A 20,733-nucleotide genomic window follows, 5' to 3' on the forward strand; every position below is an offset into this window, starting at 1 on the left:
CCGGAGGGCGGCCGGGGGCGGCTGGGAGCGGGGCGCTCAGGGGCGTGGCGCCGTCTGCACGGTGAGTGGTTCATGGCTGGGGACGTCGCCGGAGCCGCGGCGGGTGAAGCGCATGGCGACACAGGCACCCGCGTACAGCACCGCCACGACCAGCAGCAGCGCCTGATAGCCCGTGAGCAGGGCCAGATACTCCAGGGTGCCGCCGAACAGGGAGCCCAGCAGGTTGGCGCCGAAGGCCGCCGTGGGGTCGGAGGCCGCCGCCAGCCGGTCGGAGAAGATGAGGTTGGCGCAGAAGATGGGGGCGAAGGCCAGCGCGATCGCGGCGGCCAGCCGAGGGGCGAAGGGCAGTCCCAGCACCAGGTGGGACGGGATCAGCCAGGCGATCGCGAGGCTGGAGAAGAGCATCAGTCGCAGTACGAGCTGATTGACCCGGCGCAGCCTGCGCCGCACCTCCACCGCGCACAGCACGGCGACCAGCACCCCCGCGAAGACCATGGCGTTGACCAGCCAGGTGGTGCCGAAGTAGAGGGCGAAGCCGATCACGTTCTTGGTCTCCAGCAGCATGAACGCCGCGCCGAGCAGGAACATGTCGACATAGCGGGCGGTGCGCCGCAACCGGACCCCGGTCAGCCGTACGGACACCAGGGTCACCAGCAGGATCGCGCCCAGGACCCCGATGTAGAGGGTGGGGATGGTGCGGTGCAGCAGATACGGGAACGGATGGTCGTCACTGGCGGCCGAGGGCACCGGGCCCGAGGGGCGCCAGGCGGATGCGGTGCAGGACTGGTCGCTGGAGGTGACACCGGCCACCAGGATGGCCGCCTTCTTGCCTCCGTAGTGGGTGATGCAGGGGGCGTGTCCGAAGACGGAGGTGAGGGTGGAGCCGAACCGGTCGATGAGCCAGTTCTGCCGGTAGTAGTTGTACATGGCGAACGCGCCGCCGGGGGCGAGGTGGCGGTGGGCCGCCTCGAATGCCTGCCGGGTGAACAGATAGCTCTCCAGGCGCAGGTTGCTGGCGCCCGAGACCAGGGTCAGGGAGTCCGGCAGGGCGAGGACGACCAGGTCGTAGCGGGTCTTGGTGCGTTCCAGGAAGGCCCGGCCGTCGTTGATGTGCACGTGCACCCGGGGGTTGGCGTAGGGCCGGGCCGGGTGCAGTGACGCACCGATCTCCTGGAGCCGGGGGTCGATCTCCACCGCGTCCACCCGCTGGGCGCCGTGGGCGAGCGCCATCGCCACGTCGTTGCCGTTGCCGGCGCCGATGACCAGCACCCGGCGGTGAGAGTTCTTCGGGGTTTCGCGGTAGGGCTGCTCGTACGGGGAGTCGGCGCGTGCGAGCACCTTCAACGGGGCGATGGACTGGTGCGGTACGCCATTGGCGGAGATCTTGTAGTCCCGGCTGCCGGAGGTCGGCCTGGTCACCTCGATCTTGTAGTACGGCGACCAGGAGATGCCGCTGGCCGCCGTCTCCAGCGCCAGGACGGCCACCATCAGGGCGAGCGGGACCGTATACCGGATGGTGTTGCGGCGGCCGCCGAGGGTCAGCAACGCCACCGCGGCGAGCACGCCCCACACCACCGACGGTGCGCGCAGCCAGGACAGCAGCGCGAAGGACACCGAGCCGGTGAGCGAGCCCAGCAGGTCGTAGCGGTAAGCCTCCAGCGAGGGCAGTTGACGGAACTGATCGGCCGTCATCTTGCCGATGGCCATCATGATCAGCGCGGTCAGTCCGAAGAGCACCGGCAGGGTCACCCACTGGGGCAGACCGGTGGTCTTCACGGCGGTGAAGTAGATGACCTCGCCGCTGGTCTGCCGTACCTGCACGGGGAACTCGCGCACCAGGACGACGAGAACGGCGAGCGGGACGGGCGCCCAGCGGGTGAGCCACTGCCCGCGGCCGGCGGGCATGAGGAATCCCAGGCCGATCCCGAGGAACGAGCCCAAGAGGATGAAGTTCGAGAAATAACTCAGATGGACGATATTGGCGCCGGTCCACCGGATCAGCGCGAGCTCGACGAAGAGCATGGTGGCGCTGGCCAGCAGCAGCCTCGCGCGCACGTTTTGCGGTCCTGGGCTGTGCTCCATGTCGGCCACGCTGTCATCCGGGACGGGGCAGGTCGAGCACCCGCACGGCCCGTGCCGTCGGCCGGATGGCGGGCGTCCGGAGCAACGGGAAGCCGCCCCGGCCACTCGCCTTCGGCCCGCGCGCCACCTCGCCACCTCTCCTCTGCCGAGGTCATTCGTGCAGGTCAGCCGAGTGGCATGGCGCGCGGTTCACCCGCCGCGCCGGGTGTGGTGGCCGCGCGGCGGCACACGGCCCGGGCCCGCTGCCCGGGTCAGCTCCGTACGGCGTTCGGGTCATGGCCCGGGCGCTGTCCGTCACCTGCCCGGGCCAACGCCGGACGCCCGCGCGGAGGAGACGGAAGGAATCCGGGAAGCGGGGCGGCGCCCTGAGCGCACGGCGAGAACCGTGGCCGCGGCCAGTTCGGCCATCCACACCGCGGCCGACGACACCGTCACGGCGAACGCCACCGGCAGGGCCACGAGGCCGGTGCCCTGGTGCAGACGGTCGTACGCACCATGCTGGGCACCGGCCCCGAACGGCCGGACGGGTGATCCGGAGCCGGGTGAACAACACCGCTCGGGTCAGCGGGCGTTCACCCGGGCATCCATCCGATCGTGCGACCGGTCAGCCCGCCCCGGTGGCGAAGAAGGGCTTGCACACGGTGCCCACGTAGTCCGTGGCGATCTCCAGCACACGGCTGCCGTCCGCCGAGGGCAGCAGCGCCGAGCTGTAGTTGGGGCACCAGTCGACCACCTTGGAGTCCACCCGTACCGGTGCGGGGATCGAACGCCACGCCCCGGTGCCACCGTTGCTGTTGGTCCACACGGTGGCACCGCTGCCGGCGGCGGTGCTGCCGTCGGCGTTGTTCAGCACCTGGCCGATGAGGAACAGCTTGCCCCGGGGGTTGCCCGCCTCGGGGGCCCAGGCGAGGTTCGGCGTATGGGTGAAGTACTCGCCGTCGGCGGTTTCGGGGCGGTAGCCGAGATGCGCGGGGTTCCCCCAGTTCCAGCCGTCCCGGGAGGTCCGGTAGTGGACCACGCATGAGTACTGCCCCTGGGCGGCGCAGATCTCGTATGCCATGAAGTACTGGCCGTCGGGCAGCTTGCGCACGATGGGCATGCCGGGCCGGTCGGAGGCGAGCTTGCTGGCGACGGTGGCGTGGTGGCCCTTCCAGGTGATCCCGTCCGCGCTGCGGGCGGCGATCAGCTTCTGGCTGTGGGCGGGGTCGGTCTCGTCCGAGTAGTGGGCCACCAGGCGCCCACTGGAATCGATGGAGAACTCCGGCTCCCACAGCCCCTTGGTGCTGGGGGCGGTGGCCACGGTGGACAGATAGGACCAAGTGCGGCCCTGGTCATTGCTGCGGAAGACCCGGATGGCCATCCGGCGGTCCGGCTCGTCCTGGCCGATGGAGGCGGACCACAGCAGGGTCCCGGCGGGCATGGCGCCGACCGCCTGCGGCAGTTCGTACAGGGTGGCGCAGCATTCGCCCTGTCCGCCCGACGCCTCGGGGTCGGCCACCTCGCCCACCTGGCGGAAGGTGGCGCCGTCGTCGGTGCTCTCGTAGATGGCGCCGATCCCGTCCGAGCCGCGGAAGGTGACCACCGAGGCGAGGACGCGGCCGTTGGCGGCGCCGTTGTGCGCGAGCCGCAGGGCGCGGGGGTAGAGGCCGGTGCCGTCGCGCAGCAGAGTGCCGGAGGCGGCCGCGGCCGGGGGCGCCTGGACGGCCAGGAGCGAGCCCAGAACGGTCAGGAGGGTCAGCAGAGCGGGCAGTAGGTGTCTTCGGTACGGCGTGGTCATGCACGCTCCCTCAGGAGGAGTGGTGGAGGGGGAAGGGGGGCCCGGGCCGTGCGTGGCGCAACGTTAAAGAGAATTTCCAACGTTGTAAATCCCTTGCGCACGCTTCCGCGAGGGCCGAGCGGGGCCGGACGGGAGCCAAGCCGGGCCGGGGTAGGGACGCGCTTCCGCCCCGTTACGCCGTGGCGTGACGGGGCGGCGGGGTGGCTGGGGCAGTCGGGTCAGTGCGCCTGGGCGGTGGGGCGCACCATGATCTCGTTGACGGCGGCATGCGCGGGCTGGACGACCATGAAGGTGATCGCGCGGGCGATGTCCTCGGGGCGCAGCCAGGACTCGGGTGCCAAGCCGCGGGCGACGGTGGCCGTCCTGTTGTCGGCCGTCATCTCGGTGACGGTCATGCCCGGCTCGACCAGCCCCACGCGGACACCGCGGGCGGTCACCTCCTGGCGCATGGCCTCGCTGAAGGCGCCCACCGCGTGTTTGGTGGCCGAGTAGACGCTGTTGCCGGGCCGCGCCACCCGGCCGCCCACCGAGCTGACGTTCACCAGGTCCGCCACCCCGCGCGGGCCGTCGGACGCCGTCCGCAGCAGATGGGGCAGCGCCTGCCGGGAGGTGTGCAGTACGGCCTCGATGTTGAGGTCGATCATGCGCTCCCATACCTCGGGGTCGCTCTCCTCGACCGTGCCGGTGGCCACATAACCGGCGTTGTTCACCAGCACATCGAGCCGTCCGTACTGCTCCGCCGCGTCCTCGACGCACTGACGGGCCTGCGCCGCGCTGCGCAGATCCGCGGGGAGGACGGCGCAGGAGCGGCCCTCCTTCCGGAGGGTGGCGGCCAGGTCCTCCAGCCGTGCGGTGCGGCGGGCCACCAGTGCGAGATCGGCTCCCTGGCGGGCCAGCGCCAGGGCGGTGGCCGCTCCGATGCCGCTGGACGCGCCGGTCACCAGCGCCGCGCAGCCCGACAGCGGGCCGTCGGGGGGCGCGGCGCTCCCGTCCTGCCGGTCGTTCCCGGTGTTCATGTCCGTCACCCTGGCTCCCTGGTCTCGCGGGGGTGGCCAGGCCACGGGGGCCGTGTGGCCCGGGCCGCGCTTCGGGTACCCCGGTGGCGGCCCGCCCATCGCCTCGCGTTCCTCCTTTCGGACCGGGGACGAGCTACTCCTGCTCGCGGGTCTTGTCGCCGCCGAAGACCGGCCCGCTGTCGCAGTCCTCGCGCTTGGCCCGGACGCGCGCCCCGCCCAGCCGCTCGCTCGGCCGGTCCAGGGGGGTGGACCGGGCTGGGACCGAACACCAGGGGGTGGCGCTCGAAGTCATCGCCGGAACCTCCCCAATGCCTGCCCTTCTGCACACGACCGGCGTATGCCTGTAGGCCGTTGGGGTCCCGCTGCTGTCCAGCCTGAGCACCCTTCCGCCGGGTCGCGGGAACGATCTGTTCCTGAGCCCTCAAACCGCTGCCGCCGAGACGGCACTCGACCGCCGAGTCCACCCCGTCCGCCCCACTCGCCCAGGGAGCCGAGTTCATGCCCCAGTACTTCCGCGACTCGCCCGAGTCTCTCGTTCCCGACGCGCTCGCGGGCTTCGCCGCCGCCCATGCCGATCTCGTCGCCTACCACCCCGACCACGGATACTTCCGCGCCCGCCACTGCGCACCCACCCGCCGCGTCGGGCTGATCTCGGGAGGCGGTTCCGGCCATGAACCCCTGCACTCCGGCTTCCTCGGTACCGGGATGCTGGACGCCTCCTGCCCCGGGCGGATCTTCGCCTCGCCCCACAACCGGCAGATCTTCGAGGCCAGCCGGGCCGTCGCCCGGCCCGACGGTGTGCTGCACATCGTCAAGAACTACACCGGTGACCGCATCAACTTCAGCATCGCCGCCGAACGCCTCGCCCATGAGGGCATCCGCTGCGCACGTGTCCTCATCGACGACGACATCGCCAGCGACTCCGATGACATCGCGGTCGGCCGGCGCGGCACCGGCGCCACCCTCATCATCGAGAAGATCCTCGGCGCCGCCGCCGACGAGGGACGCGGCCTGGAGGACCTGGTCGCCCTCGGCACCGATGTGACCCGGCGGGCCCGCAGCCTCGCCGTCGCCTCGGCCGCCCACAACACGCCCGCCTCCGGGGCAGCGGCCTTCTCCCTTCCCGACAACGTCCTGGAGTTCGGGGTCGGCATCCACGGCGAGCGGGCCGAGGGGACCACCCCGCACGCACCGCTCGGCAAGCTGGTCGAGACCATGACCGACCAACTGCTGGCCGCGCTGCCCGATACCGCGGGGACACGGGTGCTCGCCCTGGTCAACGGGCTGGGGTCGATCACCTCGCTGGAGCTGTACGGCATCCGCCACGCCGTCGCCAAGGCCCTCGACGACCGCGGTGTCGGCCTCGACCGGTCCCTGACCGGCACCTTCGTCAGCGCCCTGGACATGCGGGGCTTCTCGCTGACCCTGTTCGCCACCGACGCGGAGGCGCTGCGGCTGTGGGACGCCCCCGCCCGCACGCCCGCCTGGCCACTGTGACCCCGCCTGGCCGCCCCGGTGCTCCGTCCGGCCCCTTCGACCCCGCCACCGCACCCACCAGTGACCCCGCCACCGCCCCGAGGAGTTGCCCCGCTCATGTCCGATCAGCCCGGCCCGAAGGGCCTTACGCACGCCGCCGTCATGGACTGGCTGACGCGGTTCGCCGCCACCGTACGCTCCGTCGAACCCGAGCTCACCGCGCTCGACCAGAAGGCGGGCGACGGCGACTTCGGTGGCAATCTGGTCACCGGGATGGACGGTGTCCGCCGTGCGCTGGACTCCCTGGCGGCGGGCGCGGGGAACGGCGAGAGAAACCGGAGGGGTCCGGACGCACCGCTCGACGCCGCCGCGCGGGTCTTCCTCGACGATGTCGGCGGCACCAGCGGCCCCCTGTTCGGGCTGCTCTTCCAGGAGCTCGCCGACGCGCTGGGGATGGCCGCCGACCCGCCCGGGACCGCCGCGCTGGCCCTGGGCACCGCCGCGGGGACGGCCGCGATCCAGCGGGTCGGCGAGGCCGAGGTGGGTGACAAGACGATGGTGGACGCCCTCGTCCCCGCCGCGCGGGCCCTCGCCTCCTGTGAACCCACCGCCGACCCCGCGCACGCGCTCCACGTGGCCGCGGTGGCGGCCCATCGGGGTGCCCGCTCCACGACCGATCTGCGCGCCCGGCGCGGACGGGCCAGCTATACCGGCGACCACGCCCGTGGCGTCCCGGACCCGGGCGCCCTGACCGTCGCTTTGCTGTTCGCCTCCGCACACGCCGAGCTGACCTCGCTGAGCCGGCTCCCCGTGTCCTGAGGAGGAAGGCCGAGTTCATGAGCGGATCCCCGGACGTGCCGCCCGCCGGTGAACGCCGCGGCCGGGCCGCACGTACTGGGATCCGGATCCTGGGCCCGCATGGGACGGGCGGAGCGGGGCAGACGACCAGGATTCGACTGTCGGCTCGATCGAAGGGATCCGGGAGAAGCTGTGCGGCAGGACACCTCCACCCGTGTGACCACACCTCCGGCCGTCCCACGACCGCGCGGGAGCGGCGCGTCGGGCGGCCGGATGCGCGACCCGTACTTCGACAACGCGAAGTACCTCACCATCGTGCTGGTGGCGTGTGGCCACGCATGGGAGCCGCTCACCTACGGCAGCCGGGCGGCCACCGCGATCTACCTGCTGGTGTACGCGTTCCACATGCCCGCGTTCGCCCTTATATCGGGCTACTTCTCGCGGAGTTTCGACATGACGCCGGGCCGGGTGAAACGGCTGCTCACGGGTGTCGTCGTGCCGTATGTGGTCTTCGAGATCGCGTACACGCTCTTCTACCGCTGGGCACAGGACGATCCGGGCTATCCGATCAGCCTGCTCGACCCCTGGTATGTGATGTGGTTCCTGGCCGCCCTGTTCATCTGGCGGATCACCACCCCGCTGTGGCTCGCGCTGCGCCACCCGGTGCCGGTCGCCCTGGCCGTGGCCGCGCTGGCCTCCATTTCGCCCGAGGCCGGTGGGGATCTCGGGCTCCAGCGGGTGCTGGCGTTCCTGCCGTTCTTCGTGGTCGGACTTACCCTGCGACCGGACCACTTCACCCGGCTGCGGACCCGGCGGACCCGGCTGATCGCCCTTCCGGTGGTGGCCTTCGCCCTGTGCACGGCGTACGCGGTGGCGCCGTGGCTGGACGCGGAGTGGTTCTACCACCGCAAGAGCGTGGCGGCGCTGGACGGCGTACCGTCCTGGGCCGGTCTGCTCACCACGCCCGCCCTCTTCGGCCTGGCACTGGTGCTGACGGCCTGCTTCCTGGCCTGGGTGCCGGGGCGCCGGACCTGGTTCACCGCACTCGGTTCGGGGACGCTGTACGGCTATCTGCTGCACGGCTTCATCATCAAGTCGTCCCGTTTCTGGGACTGGTACGACCATCCGTGGCTGCACACCCCGCTCGGGGAGCTGGCCGTCACCGCGGCCGCGGTGCTCATGATCACCGTGCTGTGCACGGGACCGGTGCGACGGGTCCTGCGCTCGCTGCTGGAGCCACGCATGGACTGGGCGTTCCGGCGCACCGGTTCCTGAGGGCCGGTTCCTGTCGGCCGGTCCCCACGGGCGGTCCGGTTCCCGAGTGGGGCGCGGGGCCGCCGTCAGTGGCGGCGGAGCTTGAGGGTGTTGTCGGTGCGGGTGGCCGGCTGTCCGTCGGGAGCGGTCATGTTCTCCACATGGACATCGCTGACGAGGACGTCCCACTCCCCGTCCGCGAGGTCGAGCCCGGCGAGCACCTCCTCGGGCGTGGGGAAGTGGAAATCCGGACCGGGGTCCGGCGCCCAGGACGGGAATGCGGCGTGTCCGGTGATCAGCAGCACTCCGCCCGGTGCGACGACCCCCGCCGCGGTGCGCAGGATCTGGTCCCGGGGCAGTTCCAGCCGGGAGTGGAAGAAGTGGGCGGAGACGAGATCGAACGTGCCGGCCGGGAAGGACTCGGACAGGTCGTGCCGCTGCCACTCGATGTGGTCGCCGACACCTTCCGAGACCGCGTGTCCGGCGGCGCGGTCCAAGGCGACCTGTGAGACGTCGACGGCGGTGACCCGCCAGCCCTCCCGGGCGAGCCAGATCGCGTCGGCGCCCTCACCGCAGCCGAGGTCCAGTGCGCTGCCGGGAGTCAGTCCGGTGGTCTCGCGCACCAGAGCGGCGTTGGGCCGGCCGCTCCAGACGCGGTCCTCGGCGCTGTAGAAGTTGTCCCAGAACTCCTCGGGCGAGGTGTCGGGCGAGATGCTGTGCGAGTCGGCGGTCATATCGGATGTGCTCCCTTCGTTCCTGGCAGGAGAGTGCAGACGGCCGCGACCACTTGACAAACTTCTTTGCCGGGGTAGCAAATAAAAGGTATGGCTGACGAAGACCTCACCGAGGTACTGACCGCCGTGGGACCCCGGCTGCGGGCGTTGCGGCGCACCCGTGGCACCACACTGGCGCAGCTCAGCGAGACGACCGGGATCTCGCTGAGCACCCTGTCGCGGCTGGAGGCGGGGCAGCGCAAGCCGACCCTGGAGCTGCTGCTGCCGCTGGCCAAGGCGTACGGAGTGCAGTTGGACGAGCTGGTGGGGGCGCCGGCCACCGGGGATCCCCGGGTCCATCCGCGGCCGTTCACCCGGCAGGGCCAGACGTTCGTTCCGCTGACCCGCTATCTGGGCGGGCTGCACGCCTACAAGCAGATCATGCCGCCCCTGCCGCAGGGCGCGCGCGACGAACCGCTGGAGCAGCGGGTGCACGAGGGCTATGAGTGGCTCTATGTGCTCTCGGGGCGGCTACGGCTGGCGCTGGGCGAGCACGACCTGGTGCTCACGTCCGGCGAGGCCGCCGAATTCGACACCCGTACGCCCCATGGCTTCGCCAACGCCGGGGACCGGCCGGTGGAGTTCCTCTCGCTGTTCGGGGCGCAGGGCGAGCGCATCCATGTCCGCGCCCGCCCTGCCGGTACCTGACCCGCCCCGCTTCACACCGGGGGTGTTCACCCCGAGGGCTCGTCCGGGACGGGCCGCTCGGGGTGCACGCTTCCGGTCTGCGGCTTGCCCTGCCGTCCCGTGCCGGACTCGTCCGTCTCGGGGACGTCGTCCCCGAGGTCCGGCTCCTGACCGGCGCCCGCCACGTCCAGGTGGTCGGGGCCGTCCTGCGCCTGCTGGTCGGGGAGGTCCCTGGGGATCCCGCCCCGGTCCTGGCGCTCCTCTCGTTCCTCCGCTCGCCGGTCGTCGCTCACGATGCCGCTCCTTTCGTCGATTCGTCGATGGAGGGGGCACAGCAGGGGCGACTACCCGCGAGCGTCGGCGGAATGCGTGGCCGGCGCCGATGGGACGCGGCCACCTTTACGCCACGTGTCCGCTACGCCACGTGTCCGCGCAGGTCGGCTACTCCCCCGGCGCCGGCACATACAGCTCCGGCAGGTTGACCACGATGGCCTCCTGGGTGCTGCGGGCGATGACCACCACCGCCTCGTCGTCGGGGTCCGGGTTCTCCTCCCGGTGCGGCACAAACGGCGGAACGAAGATGTAGTCACCCGGGCGGGTGCGCAGCCGGACCTCCTCGACCCGTCCGTCCCGCTCCTCGGCGAAGACGAACTCGGGGTGGCCCCGCACCACGAAGATGGCCGTCTCGGACTCGCCGTGGTGGTGGTTGGCGGAGGCGGTGTCCGGCGCCACATGGGTCTGGCCCATCCAGAGCCGCTCGGAGCCCACCGACTGACCGCTGATCGCGGCGAACCGCCGCATCCCCTCGGTCTGGGCGGTGCCGGGATCGACGTCCTCGGTACGGATGTGGTGCAGCCGCATCCGCAATGGACTGTCGGGGGCGGTGGCCGTCAGATCGTTCGGATCCCTCAGATGCGGATGGAACGCGTCGTGCTGCTGCGCGGGGTCGCCGCCGGGCGTCGTCATGACAGCGACCGTAGAAAGCCCGGGTAATGGATGTCAACAGGTGTCCTTTCTCCCACCAGGCACAACACCGCGAAATCCACGCTGCATAATGGCCGTATGCAGATCTCGGCGAAGGCGGACTACGCGGTCCGGGCGCTGGCGGAGCTGGCCGCGGACGCGGGCAGGCCACTCACCTGCGAGGCGATGGCCACCTCTCAGGGCATCCCCTTCCGGTTCCTCAAGGGGGTCTTCCGCGATCTGCGCCAGGCCGGTCTGGTACGCAGTCAGCGCGGCTGCGAGGGTGGCTACTGGCTCGCCCGCGACCCCGCCGAGATAACACTCGCGGACATCGTGCTCGCCGTGGACGGGGCGTTCCTGACGCTGCGCGGCGAGCGGCTGGACGACCTCGGCTACCACGGCCCGGCGGCCGGACTGCCCGGAGTATGGCGCGGGATGGAGGACCATGTGCGCCAGGTGCTGACCTCCACCGCCCTGAGCGATCTGGTCCACGAGCGGCTGGCGGCATGACGCCCGCGAGCCCGGACGGCCCCAAGCGCACCGGGGCGGACGGCGGCGACGCGACCGTCGAGATCGTGGAGTACACCGATCCGGCCTGCCCCTGGGCGTGGGGTTCCGAGCCCGCGTTCCGCCATCTGCGGGCCCTCACCGCGGGGCGGGCCCGCTGGCGCCGGGTGTTCGGCATCCTCTTCGACGACGGCGACGATCCGGCACCGGATCCCGCGGCCGAGACCGCCTGGTACGGCCGCTATGTCGCCGATGTCGCCCGCCATACGCGGGCGCCCTACGCTCACCGGCTGCGATGGGTGGCGGCCACCAGCCGGCCGGCCTCGCTCGCCGCGAAGGCGGCCGAGCGGCAGGGTGCGATCGCCGCGCAGCGGGTGCTGCGGCGGCTGCGCGAGACCACGTTCGTACTGGGCACTCCGGCCGATACGGCGGAGCGGGTGCTCGACGCCCTGGCGGGGCTCGCCGGTGTCGATGTGGGGCGGCTGGGCGCGGAGATGGACGATCCGTCGGTGGTGGCGGCCGTCCGGCAGGACCACGCCGAGGCCCGCGCCCCGATCCCGGAGGCGTCCGCCTTCCGCGCCCCGGGGCCGCATGGCACGGGCGTCAAGGAAACCGAGGACGGGGTGCGCTACGCGCTGCCCACGCTGGTGTTCTCCGGCCCCGGCGGGCGCGTGGCCGCCCCGGGGTGGCGGAGCGTGGCCGAGTACACGGCGGCGCTGCGCACGGTGGCTCCCGGTCATCCCTGGCAGGCGGCCCTCATCGGGCCCGAGGAGGCCCTGGTGGAGCACCGCAGTCTGACCGGGCCCGACCTGTCACTGCTGACCGGCCGGACCACTCCCCCGCCCACGGCCGTACGGGTGGAGACGGCGGGCGGGCCGCTGTGGCTGCATCCGGACGAGGCCGCCACCCATCCGGCGCTCGCCGCCCGTCAGGACTGAAAAGCCCCAGGTCGTAGCGTCTTACCCGATGAGACACCTAAAGGTGTCCATTGACTTCGCCGGTCCTCGCCCCGCACCATGGGCACATGCTGACGACGCACCCCGGTGTGGTGTGCCGATACGTGGACTTCCGGCGCACCGCCAGCGCCATCTGTCGCTGATCGCCCCTTTCGCCGACGCGATCCGCTGACGCGATCCGCCACGTCCCGAGCGCCTCGTTCCGCTCGTTCCCCTCTCTTTTCTCCCCGGGCCCCGGGCTCCACCGCTCCGGCCTTCATGACCGCTGCCCGTCCGCGTGTCCTCGCTGTCGTGCGCGGACGTGTGCGGCCGTGTACTCACCGCCGTCCGGGGGCAGTTGACACCACGAAAGGCGACGTCCCGTCATGACTTCCGCCGCCCCGCCACTTGCCGTCCGCCGTCCGCCAGATCCGCCACCGCGCCCCGCTCCGGACCGGCGCTCCGTGCTCGGGCTCGCTCTGGGGGCGGGCGGCTCCCTGCTGCTGTCCGCCTGCGGCGGGGTGGCGACGACCGGGGCGGGCGGCGGGGGCTCGACCCTGCGCTGGGGCTGGGATCTGCCCTCGAGCTGGGATCCGGTGTTCTCCTCCAAGGGCTGGGATGTCCATCTGCTGTCGCTCGTCTACTCCGGACTGACCCAGCTCGACGCCAAGGGCGGCGCCAAGCCCGCGCTCGCCTCCTCCTGGCGCTACTCCCACGACGGCCGGCGCCTCACCTTCACCCTCCGTCGTGGGCTGCGGTTCGCCGACGGCACCCCGGTGAACGCCGAGGCCGTCAAGAAGAGCGTCGAGCGCGGCAAGAACCACCCCAAGTCCCTGATCGCCTCCCAACTGACCAGCATCGACGCGGTACGGGCCCCCGACGCGCACACCGTGGTCCTCGAACTCACCGAGGCCGACTACCAGTTGCCCGCGCTCCTGGCCGGGAAGACCGGCATGGTGGTCAGCCCCACCGCGTTCGGGAAGGACGAGGCGCGGCTGGCCACCAGGCCGGTCGGCCACGGCCCGTTCCGGCTGGTGTCCTACACCCAGAACTCGATGGCGAGCCTGCGCCGGGATCCCGGCTACTGGAACGCCGAGCACATCGCCGTCGAGCGCTTCGAGGCGTATCCGAAGCCCGATGAGACCACTGCGCTCGCCGCGCTCCAGTCCGGGCGGCTCAATGTGGCCCAGATTCCGTTCAGCCAGGTCGGGGCGGCACGTGAGGCCGGTTTCACGGTGCAGCTCATCCCGTCGATGGTGGTGCGCGTCCTGGATGTGAACACCGCCATGAAGCCCTTCGACGACCCCGCCGTCCTCAAGGCCCTGAAGTACGCCGTGGACCGCCAAGCCCTGCTGGACAGCGAGCAGTTCGGCCATGGCGAGGTGGACCACCAGCCCTTCCCGCCCGGCTATACGGGCTTCGACCCGGCGCTCGGCGCGGTGTACCGGCACGACCCGGAGCGGGCACGCGCACTGCTGCGGGAGGCCGGATACCGCGACGGCGTCGAGGTGACCATCACCACCGCCCAGCCGCAGGGCGCGCCCGAGCAGTTGCAGGCGCAGCTCAACCGGGCCGGATTCCGGGCCCGGATCGAGGTCATCCCGGAGGCGCGGGCGTCCCAGGTGGTGTACGTCCAGCACTCCCGCGCCCTGTACCTCGACCAGTTCGCCGGGCGGGAGTCGCCGGTGCAGGCGATGCAGGTGCTCTTCGGCGCGGAGGGGCTGATGAACCCCTCCCGCCGTACGACACCCGAACTGGACGCGGCCGTGGCCGCGGTGCGCCGCACCCCGCTGGAGTCGCCGCGCTATCCGGAGGTGCTGCGGGCGGCCACCGCGGTGGCGGTGCGCACGATGCCGAATGTGTTCCTCTACACGGTGCCGCGCGCGCTGGCCCGTACGTCCTCCGTCTCCGCCATCCCCTCGCTCCCGGTGGTGCAGCGGTTCGAGGGGGTGACGGCCGGATGACCGCGCTCGCTCCGCACCTCGCGGGCACCCGGCGGAAGCCCGTACGGGCGGCCCGTCTTCCGCGCTCGCTCGGCCGCGTCCTCGCCACGGCGGGCACGGTCTTCCTGCTCTCCTCCGCGCTCACCTTCGGTCTCGGCGCGCTCTCCGGGGCCAATCCGGCGGCGGCGGTGCTCGGCGAGACGGCGACCCCCGCCGATATCGCCCGGATGAACCGGCAGTTCGGCCTCGACCGGCCGCTGTGGGAGCAGTACGTGTCGTGGCTGGGGCATGCCTTCACCGGGGACCTGGGCCGCTCGTGGTTCACCACGGTCCCGGTGGCCGACAGCATCCGGCAGGCGATGCCGGTGGATCTGTCCATCGCCGGGCTGGCACTGCTGATGGCCGTGGTGCTGGGCGGAGCCGCCGGTGTCGCCGCCGCGCTCCGGGCCGGCGGACGGCTGGACCGGGCTGTCACCGCGCTGTGCGCGCTGCTCGGCACCCTGCCCGGTTTCGTCGTGGCCATCGCGCTGGTCACGGTGTTCTCGCTGAAGCTGGGGTGGCTGCCGTCCGGTGGCTATGTGCCGCTGGACATGGACCCCGCGCAGTGGCTGCGGTACACCGTGATGCCCGCGCTCGCACTGAGCCTGGAGGCCGCTGCCGCCATCGCCCGTCAATTGCGCACCTCGCTGGTGGGGACGTTGCGGGAGAACTATGTGACGGGTGCGGTGATGCGCGGGCTGCCGGCCCGGCGAGTGCTGTTCGGCCATGCTCTGCGCAACGCCGCGGGACCGGCGCTGACGGCGCTCGGGATGAGCGTGCCGATGCTGCTCGGCGGCGCGGTGGTCACCCAGCAGATCTTCGCGCTGCCCGGTCTCGCCCAGCTCACCCTCCAGTCGGCCGAGCAGCATGACATCCCGGTCATCCAGGGGACGCTGCTGGTGACCATCGCGGTGGTCCTGGTGGTCAACGTGGCCGTCAACGCGGCGCTGCTCGCGCTGAACCCGGCCGCCCGGCGGCGGGAGGTGACGCGCCGATGAGGACGCTGCGACGGGCCTGGGGACATCCGTCCGCCAAGGTGGCGCTGCTGGTGCTGCTGGCCATCGCGCTGCTGGCGGCGTTCGGCGGCCGGCTCGCACCGCATGACCCGCTGGCCCAGCACCCCCGGAACATGCTGCGCGGCCCCGGCCCCGGCCATCTTCTGGGCACCGACTATCTGGGCCGCGATGTGCTCAGCCGGCTGCTGGAGGGCAGTGGCCGCTCGGTGGCGGGCGCCGTGGAGGCGGTGGCCGCCGCGATGGCCGTGGGCGTGCCGACCGGACTGGCCTCGCTATGGATGGGGCGCGTGGGCGAATGGATCGCGCAGCGCGCGGTCGACGCGCTGATGACACTGCCGTTCACCGTGTTCGCCATCGCGGTCGTGGGCGCGCTGGGCAACGGGATGCACCAGGCCATGCTGGCCCTCGGGGTGCTCTACGCCCCGCTGTTCTTCCGGATGACCCGCGCCGCCGCGCTGAGCCTGCGGCACGCCCAGTACGTGGAGTCGGCCGAGCTGTTCGGCGCCTCGGTCGGGCGGGTGCTGCGCACCCACATCTGGAGCAAGGTCCTGCCGACGGTCATCGTCACCGCTGCCCACGCGCTGGCCACCTGTCTGCTGGTGGTCTCCTCGCTGACCTTCCTCGGGGTCGGGGTGCAGCCGCCCGCCGCCACCTGGGGCGGCATGCTCGCCACCGACCTGGGCTTCCTCACCCAGCAGATCTGGGCACCGGTGTTCCCCGCCGCGCTGATCGTCATCACCGCCGGTGCGCTCAACCTCCTCGCAGATGCCGTACGGGACGCCGGGGCGGACGCGTTGCTGCCCGGCGGCGCATCGGAGACGGCCACGACCGGCTCCCCGGCCGACACCCCCGACACCACCAAGGAGCAGGCCGATGCCGCACTCCCTGTCGCCTGACCCCGCCACGCCCGGCGGCCCCGGCGCCCTGGGCCATCGGCCCGCCGCGCTGGCGGTCCAGGGGCTCGGCGTCACCATCGCCTCCGGACGGCTGACGGCCGTACGCGATGTGTCGTTCAGCGTGGGCCGCGGTGAGGCCGTCGGCCTGGTCGGCGAATCCGGCAGCGGCAAGACCCTCATCTGCCGGTCGGTGCTCGGACTGCTGCCGCCGGGCTGCGCGGTCTCCGAGGGCGAGATCGCCCTGTCCGGTGAGGCGCTGACCGGGCTGTCGCGCCGGGAGTGGGACCGGGTACGGGGCACCCGGGTGGGCGCCGTCTTCCAGGACCCCGCCTCGTATCTCAACCCCGCGCTGACCGTGGGGCGTCAGTTGACCGAGGTGCTGCGGGTGAAGCTGGGGCTGGACCGCGCGCGGGCCGCCGAACGGGCCGTCGAGCTGTTCACCGCCGTCGGGCTGCACGACCCCGCCGAGGTCGCCCGGCGCCATCCGCACGAGCTGTCCGGCGGGATGCTCCAGCGTGTGCTGATCGCGATCGCGGTGGCCTGCGCACCGGATCTGCTGGTGGCGGACGAGGCGACCACCGCGCTGGATGTGGTGGTCCAGGCCGAGGTCCTGGAACTGCTGGCCCGGATGCGCGCCGAGCAGGATCTGGCGCTGCTGCTGGTCAGCCACGATCTGGCGGTGATCGCCGAGGTGTGCGACCGCATCCTGGTGGCGTACGCCGGGGAGCTGGTCGAGGACGGCCCGGCCGAGCGGGTGCTGAACGACCCGCTGCATCCGTACACCGAGGCGCTGTTGCGCGTGGCCACGGTCGACGACTGGGAGCGGCGCAAGCTGGAGGTGATCCCCGGCGCGCCGCCCGAGGTGGGCGCGCGGCTGCCGGGCTGCCGGTTCGCCGACCGCTGCGCGTTCGCCGCGCCCGAGTGCCTCAGCGGTCCGGTGCCGCTGCGGGAGACGGCCGACGGGCGGCGGGTGCGGTGCGTCCGCGGCGAGGAGATCGAACGGTCGCGGGCCGGTGTGCGCGGCACCCGGGAGGTGGCGGTATGAGCGGGCTGCTGGAGATCTCCGGCCTGACCGTGGCCTTCGGCCGGCGGGACGCGCGGCCGGTGCTGGACGGTGTGGAGCTGTCCGTGGGCGAGGGCGAGATCGTCGGGGTCATCGGGGAGACCGGCTCCGGCAAGACCACGCTGGCCCGTACGGCCGTGGGCCTGGTCCCGCCACGCTCGGGCCGGGTGGTCTTCGACGGGCGCGAGATCTCCGGGCTGCGAGGGCGCGCGCTGCGGGCGTTCCGCCGTTCGGGGCGGCTGAGTTACGCGTTCCAGGATCCGCTGCGGGCCCTGGACCCGGAGCTGACGGTCCGGCGGGCCGTGGCCGAGCCGCTCGCCGTCGCGGGGGAGCTCGGCGACACGGAGATCGCCGTACGGGTGGACGAGGCGCTGGAGACGGTGGGCCTGGACCCGGCGCGCCTGGGCGACCGGCTGCCGGACGCGGTCTCCGGCGGTCAGCGCCAGCGGGTGCTGCTCGCGCGGGCGATCGTCACCCGGCCCCGGCTGCTGATCGCCGATGAGCCGGTGAGCGCCCTGGACGCCTCCAACCGCAACCGGGTGCTGCGGCTGCTGGACCGGCTGCGCACCGAGCGCGGGATGGCCGTCGTCGTCATCTCGCACGACCTCAGCTCGCTGGCGGGCATCGCGGACCGGGTGGCGGTGCTGTACCGCGGCCGGGTGGTGGAACAGGGGCCCGTACGGGAGGTGTTCGGCCGGCCGCTGCATCCGTACACCGCGCTGCTCATCGCCTCCGCGCCGAGCGTACGGGGCGGGGGCGGGCCGGGTGCGGCGGCGCTGCGTCCGGCGGCCGAACCGCCCGCCTGGACGGCGCGGGAGGGCTGTGTCTTCGGGCACCGCTGCCCGTTCGTCATCGGGGCCTGCCGCACCGCGCCCGCGCCGGCCCCGGTGGGCCAGGGGCGCACCGTCGCCTGCCACCGGGTGCCCCAGTGGCGTGAGCTGGTGACCGGGGCGGCTCCCCCGGTCACCGCGAAGGGGCCGCCGGAGCTGGTGGCGGCCACCGGAGAAACAGACAAGGAAGCCGGGCGGTGACCCCCCCCCCGGCCACTTCCCGCCCCTCGGAGAAAGGCTGACGATGTCCGTCGAGTTCATCGGAATGATCGGCACCCATGAGGTGTCCGAGATCCACCCCGCCCGTGGCCCCGTCGTGGACGCCGAGTACACCCTGCGGTTCGCCCGTGCCCATGAGGAGGCGGGCTTCGACCGGGTGCTGATCGGCTATGGCTCCGCCACCCCGGACGGTGCCCAGGTGGCCGCGTATGTCGCCGCCCGCACCGAGCGGCTCGGGCTGCTGGTGGCCCATCGGCCCGGCTTCGTGGCGCCCACCCTGGCCGCCCGTACGTTCGCCACCCTCGACCAGTTCTCCGGCGGGCGGGTGGCCGTGCACATCATCAGCGGCGGGCGCGATGCCGAGCAGCGGCGGGACGGCGACTATCTGGGCAAGGACGACCGCTACGCCCGCACGGATGAGTATCTGGAGATCCTGAAGCGGGCGTGGACGGATGAGGAGCCGTTCGGACACGACGGCCGCTTCTACCGCTTCGAGGACTTCCACGCCGAGGTCCGCCCCCGTCAGCGGCCGCGCATCCCCCTGTACTTCGGGGGCTCCTCCGAGGCGGCGTACGCCGTGGGCGGCAGGCATGCGGACACCTTCGCGCTGTGGGGCGAGCCGCTGGCCGAGACAGCGGAGCAGATCGCCTCCGTGCACCGCGCCGCCAAGGCCGCGGGCCGGACCGAGCCGCCCGGTATCAGCGTGTCCTTCCGGCCCATCCTCGGCGCGACCGAGGAGCAGGCGTGGGAGCGGGCGCACCGGATCCTCGGCACCATCAGGGCCCATGGCCCGGCGGGCTCCTTCACCTCCTCCCGGTGGGGCCGCGAGGCGCTCGGCTCACCCACGACCGGGGGCACAGAGCCGCAGAACGTCGGCTCCCAGCGGCTGCTGGCCGCCGCCGCCCGGGGTGAGCTCCACGACCGGGCGCTGTGGACGGCCACCGCGGCCGCCACCGGGGCCGCCGGGAACTCCACGGCGCTGGTCGGCACCCCGGAGACGGTCGCGAAGGCGCTGCTGGACTATGTGGACATCGGCGTCACGACCCTGCTGATCCGCGGTTACGACCCGCTGGACGACGCCGTCGGCTACGGCCGTGAGCTGCTGCCACTGGTCCGCCAGGAGCTGGCCCACCGGGCCGGTGGGAGCGCCGCGTAAAGATTTCCTCAATCCCTCTGAACGCAACTCGTGCGCCGCCCGTATCCACTGCCGGGTCGTGCTCGTCGCGGATGAGCCGATCCCGTAACCCCCCAACAGGAGGTCATGAGTTGAGCCATAAACGCGTACCCAAGCGAAAGATCGTGTTCGCGGGGGCCGGGGCCGCCGCCGTCGCGGCGGCCGCGATACTGCTGCCCAACGCCAACGCCTCACAGGACGACAAGACCGAGGCCGCCCAGCCCAAGAAGGTGGACGCCGCGTCGGCGGCGGACATCGCGGCGCAGCTCGCGTCACGGCTCGGCGAGGCGTTCGGCGGGGCCTACTACGACAAGGACAAGCAGCAGGTCATCGTCAATGTCGTCGGCGACAACAACAATGTGAACGTCCAGGTCAAGAGCGCCGGCGCGGTGGCCAGAAGCGTGGACAACAGCACCAAGGCGCTTCAGACCGCCGCCAAGACGCTCAAGACCAAGGCCACCATCCCGGGCACCGCCTGGTCGGTGGACCCCAAGACCAATGAGCTGCGGGTCACGGCCGACTCCACCGTCACCGGGGCGAAGTGGGACACCCTCGAGTCCACCGTGAAGTCGCTGGGCGACGGCATGGCCACCCTCAAGAAGTCCACGGGCGAGTTCAAGCCCTTCGTCGCGGGCGGCGACGCCATCTTCGGCGGCGGCGCGCGCTGCTCGCTCGGCTTCAACGTCACCACGGACAGCGGCGCCCCGGCGTTCCTCACCGCCGGCCACTGCGGCGTCGCGGCCGAGCAGTGGTCGGACTCCCAGAACGGCGCGCCGATCGGCACCGTGCAGGACGCCACCTTCCCCGGTGACGGCGACTTCGCGCTGGTCACCTACGACGACGCCAACACCGAGGCCCCGTCCACGGTGAACACTGGCAACCAGAACGTGGACATCGTCGGGGCCGCCGAGGCAGCGGTGGGCCAGCAGGTGCAGCGCATGGGCAGCACCACCGGACTCAACGACGGCTCGGTCACCGGTCTGGACGCCACGGTCAACTACCCCGAGGGCACGGTCAGCGGGCTCATCCAGACCGATGTGTGCGCGGAGCCCGGCGACAGTGGCGGCCCGCTGTTCAGCGCGGACGGCAACGCCATCGGCCTGACCTCCGGCGGCAGCGGTGACTGCACCTCCGGCGGCGAGACCTTCTTCCAGCCGGTGACAACCGCGCTGGCGGCGGTCGGCGCGCAGATCGGGGACGGCGGCGCAGCCGGAGGCGGCGGCGCGGCGGACGGCGGCGCCGATGACGGCGGGGCCGCCGGGGACGGCGCGGGCGCGGACGGCGCCGGTGGGGCTGCCGAGAACGGCTGACCCCACGCGACCCGGGTGTCCCGCGCCGTCACCGC

Annotated in this window: 19 protein-coding genes and 1 pseudogene; 13 read left to right on the plus strand and 7 right to left on the minus strand. The window is 72.4% G+C overall.

Annotated features, from left to right (window positions below; translation table 11 throughout):
• Nucleotides 1–36: 36 nt before the first annotated feature.
• The 4 genes and pseudogenes from ACK1X7_RS03055 to ACK1X7_RS03070 all read right to left on the minus strand — a co-directional run.
• Nucleotides 37–2,055 (minus strand): spermidine synthase, encoded by a 2,019-nt coding sequence (locus ACK1X7_RS03055; RefSeq protein WP_385147653.1) that lies wholly within the window; start codon nucleotides 2,053–2,055, stop codon nucleotides 37–39.
• Between the two features lie 631 nt (nucleotides 2,056–2,686).
• Nucleotides 2,687–3,859: a sialidase family protein gene (locus tag ACK1X7_RS03060; protein WP_390794364.1), complete on the minus strand. Its 1,173-nt coding sequence runs from the start codon at nucleotides 3,857–3,859 to the stop codon at nucleotides 2,687–2,689.
• Between the two features lie 218 nt (nucleotides 3,860–4,077).
• On the minus strand, nucleotides 4,078–4,875 hold the full coding sequence (locus ACK1X7_RS03065) for an SDR family oxidoreductase (RefSeq protein WP_413116842.1): 798 nt from the start codon (nucleotides 4,873–4,875) through the stop codon (nucleotides 4,078–4,080).
• 136 nt (nucleotides 4,876–5,011) lie between these two features.
• Nucleotides 5,012–5,201, minus strand: a pseudogene (locus tag ACK1X7_RS03070) (hypothetical protein); the annotation flags it as partial.
• A 172-nt stretch (nucleotides 5,202–5,373) separates the two neighbouring features.
• On the opposite strand from ACK1X7_RS03070, the gene ACK1X7_RS03075 reads away from it, so the two are divergent.
• The 3 genes from ACK1X7_RS03075 to ACK1X7_RS03085 all read left to right on the plus strand — a co-directional run bounded on the left by ACK1X7_RS03075 (nucleotide 5,374) and on the right by ACK1X7_RS03085 (nucleotide 8,424).
• Nucleotides 5,374–6,372 (plus strand): dihydroxyacetone kinase subunit DhaK, encoded by a 999-nt coding sequence (locus tag ACK1X7_RS03075; protein WP_385147659.1) that lies wholly within the window; start codon nucleotides 5,374–5,376, stop codon nucleotides 6,370–6,372.
• Between the two features lie 96 nt (nucleotides 6,373–6,468).
• The gene (locus ACK1X7_RS03080; protein ID WP_385147662.1) at nucleotides 6,469–7,170 is read left to right on the plus strand and encodes a DAK2 domain-containing protein; all 702 of its coding nucleotides are present in this window, start codon (nucleotides 6,469–6,471) and stop codon (nucleotides 7,168–7,170) included.
• A 171-nt stretch (nucleotides 7,171–7,341) separates the two neighbouring features.
• Nucleotides 7,342–8,424, plus strand: coding sequence for an acyltransferase family protein (locus tag ACK1X7_RS03085; protein ID WP_390794366.1), 1,083 nt, complete (start codon nucleotides 7,342–7,344; stop codon nucleotides 8,422–8,424).
• Nucleotides 8,425–8,489: 65 nt separating this feature from the next.
• Here ACK1X7_RS03085 and ACK1X7_RS03090 read toward each other — a convergent pair whose 3' ends face one another.
• Nucleotides 8,490–9,137 carry a class I SAM-dependent methyltransferase gene (locus tag ACK1X7_RS03090; protein ID WP_390794367.1) on the minus strand — a complete coding sequence of 216 codons (648 nt, stop codon included), beginning with the start codon at nucleotides 9,135–9,137 and terminating at the stop codon, nucleotides 8,490–8,492.
• Nucleotides 9,138–9,227: 90 nt separating this feature from the next.
• Here ACK1X7_RS03090 and ACK1X7_RS03095 point away from each other — a divergent pair, with 90 nt between their 5' ends.
• Nucleotides 9,228–9,824 (plus strand): helix-turn-helix domain-containing protein, encoded by a 597-nt coding sequence (locus ACK1X7_RS03095; RefSeq protein WP_385154875.1) that lies wholly within the window; start codon nucleotides 9,228–9,230, stop codon nucleotides 9,822–9,824.
• 26 nt (nucleotides 9,825–9,850) lie between these two features.
• On the opposite strand, the gene ACK1X7_RS03100 is transcribed toward ACK1X7_RS03095, so the two are convergent.
• Together ACK1X7_RS03100 and ACK1X7_RS03105 are read right to left on the minus strand one after the other, a co-directional pair.
• Entirely contained in the window at nucleotides 9,851–10,096 is a 246-nt protein-coding gene (locus ACK1X7_RS03100) for a hypothetical protein (protein WP_385154878.1), read from the minus strand.
• Nucleotides 10,097–10,244: 148 nt separating this feature from the next.
• Nucleotides 10,245–10,769 (minus strand): cupin domain-containing protein, encoded by a 525-nt coding sequence (locus tag ACK1X7_RS03105; RefSeq protein ID WP_385154881.1) that lies wholly within the window; start codon nucleotides 10,767–10,769, stop codon nucleotides 10,245–10,247.
• A 96-nt stretch (nucleotides 10,770–10,865) separates the two neighbouring features.
• Between ACK1X7_RS03105 and ACK1X7_RS03110 the strand changes: the two genes are divergently transcribed.
• From ACK1X7_RS03110 to ACK1X7_RS03150, 9 genes are all read left to right on the plus strand, one after another.
• Complete coding sequence (locus ACK1X7_RS03110) at nucleotides 10,866–11,276, plus strand: RrF2 family transcriptional regulator (protein ID WP_385154884.1); 411 nt, start codon at nucleotides 10,866–10,868, stop codon at nucleotides 11,274–11,276.
• Nucleotides 11,273–12,211 (plus strand): DsbA family oxidoreductase, encoded by a 939-nt coding sequence (locus ACK1X7_RS03115; protein ID WP_390794369.1) that lies wholly within the window; start codon nucleotides 11,273–11,275, stop codon nucleotides 12,209–12,211. The genes ACK1X7_RS03110 and ACK1X7_RS03115 overlap by 4 nt, the downstream gene beginning before the upstream one ends.
• A gap of 383 nt (nucleotides 12,212–12,594) precedes the next feature.
• Nucleotides 12,595–14,172: an ABC transporter substrate-binding protein gene (locus tag ACK1X7_RS03120; protein ID WP_385154890.1), complete on the plus strand. Its 1,578-nt coding sequence runs from the start codon at nucleotides 12,595–12,597 to the stop codon at nucleotides 14,170–14,172.
• Nucleotides 14,169–15,188 (plus strand): ABC transporter permease, encoded by a 1,020-nt coding sequence (locus ACK1X7_RS03125; protein ID WP_390794370.1) that lies wholly within the window; start codon nucleotides 14,169–14,171, stop codon nucleotides 15,186–15,188. Before ACK1X7_RS03120 ends, ACK1X7_RS03125 begins: the two co-directional genes overlap by 4 nt.
• Nucleotides 15,185–16,102: an ABC transporter permease gene (locus tag ACK1X7_RS03130; protein ID WP_390794371.1), complete on the plus strand. Its 918-nt coding sequence runs from the start codon at nucleotides 15,185–15,187 to the stop codon at nucleotides 16,100–16,102. The genes ACK1X7_RS03125 and ACK1X7_RS03130 overlap by 4 nt, the downstream gene beginning before the upstream one ends.
• Nucleotides 16,080–17,147 (plus strand): ABC transporter ATP-binding protein, encoded by a 1,068-nt coding sequence (locus tag ACK1X7_RS03135; protein ID WP_390794372.1) that lies wholly within the window; start codon nucleotides 16,080–16,082, stop codon nucleotides 17,145–17,147. Before ACK1X7_RS03130 ends, ACK1X7_RS03135 begins: the two co-directional genes overlap by 23 nt.
• Nucleotides 17,144–18,196 carry an ABC transporter ATP-binding protein gene (locus tag ACK1X7_RS03140; protein WP_390794373.1) on the plus strand — a complete coding sequence of 351 codons (1,053 nt, stop codon included), beginning with the start codon at nucleotides 17,144–17,146 and terminating at the stop codon, nucleotides 18,194–18,196. The genes ACK1X7_RS03135 and ACK1X7_RS03140 overlap by 4 nt, the downstream gene beginning before the upstream one ends.
• A 43-nt stretch (nucleotides 18,197–18,239) precedes the next feature.
• Nucleotides 18,240–19,370, plus strand: a complete 1,131-nt coding sequence (locus ACK1X7_RS03145; protein WP_385154905.1) for an LLM class flavin-dependent oxidoreductase — start codon at nucleotides 18,240–18,242, stop codon at nucleotides 19,368–19,370.
• A gap of 110 nt (nucleotides 19,371–19,480) precedes the next feature.
• A complete protein-coding gene (locus ACK1X7_RS03150) occupies nucleotides 19,481–20,698 on the plus strand; it encodes a S1 family peptidase (RefSeq protein WP_413114600.1) in 1,218 nt (405 codons plus the stop codon).
• The last annotated feature ends 35 nt before the right edge of the window (nucleotides 20,699–20,733 follow it).

Source organism: Streptomyces sp. CY-1 (assembly GCF_047218265.1).
GTDB classification, from domain to species: Bacteria; Actinomycetota; Actinomycetes; order Streptomycetales; family Streptomycetaceae; genus Streptomyces; species Streptomyces niphimycinicus.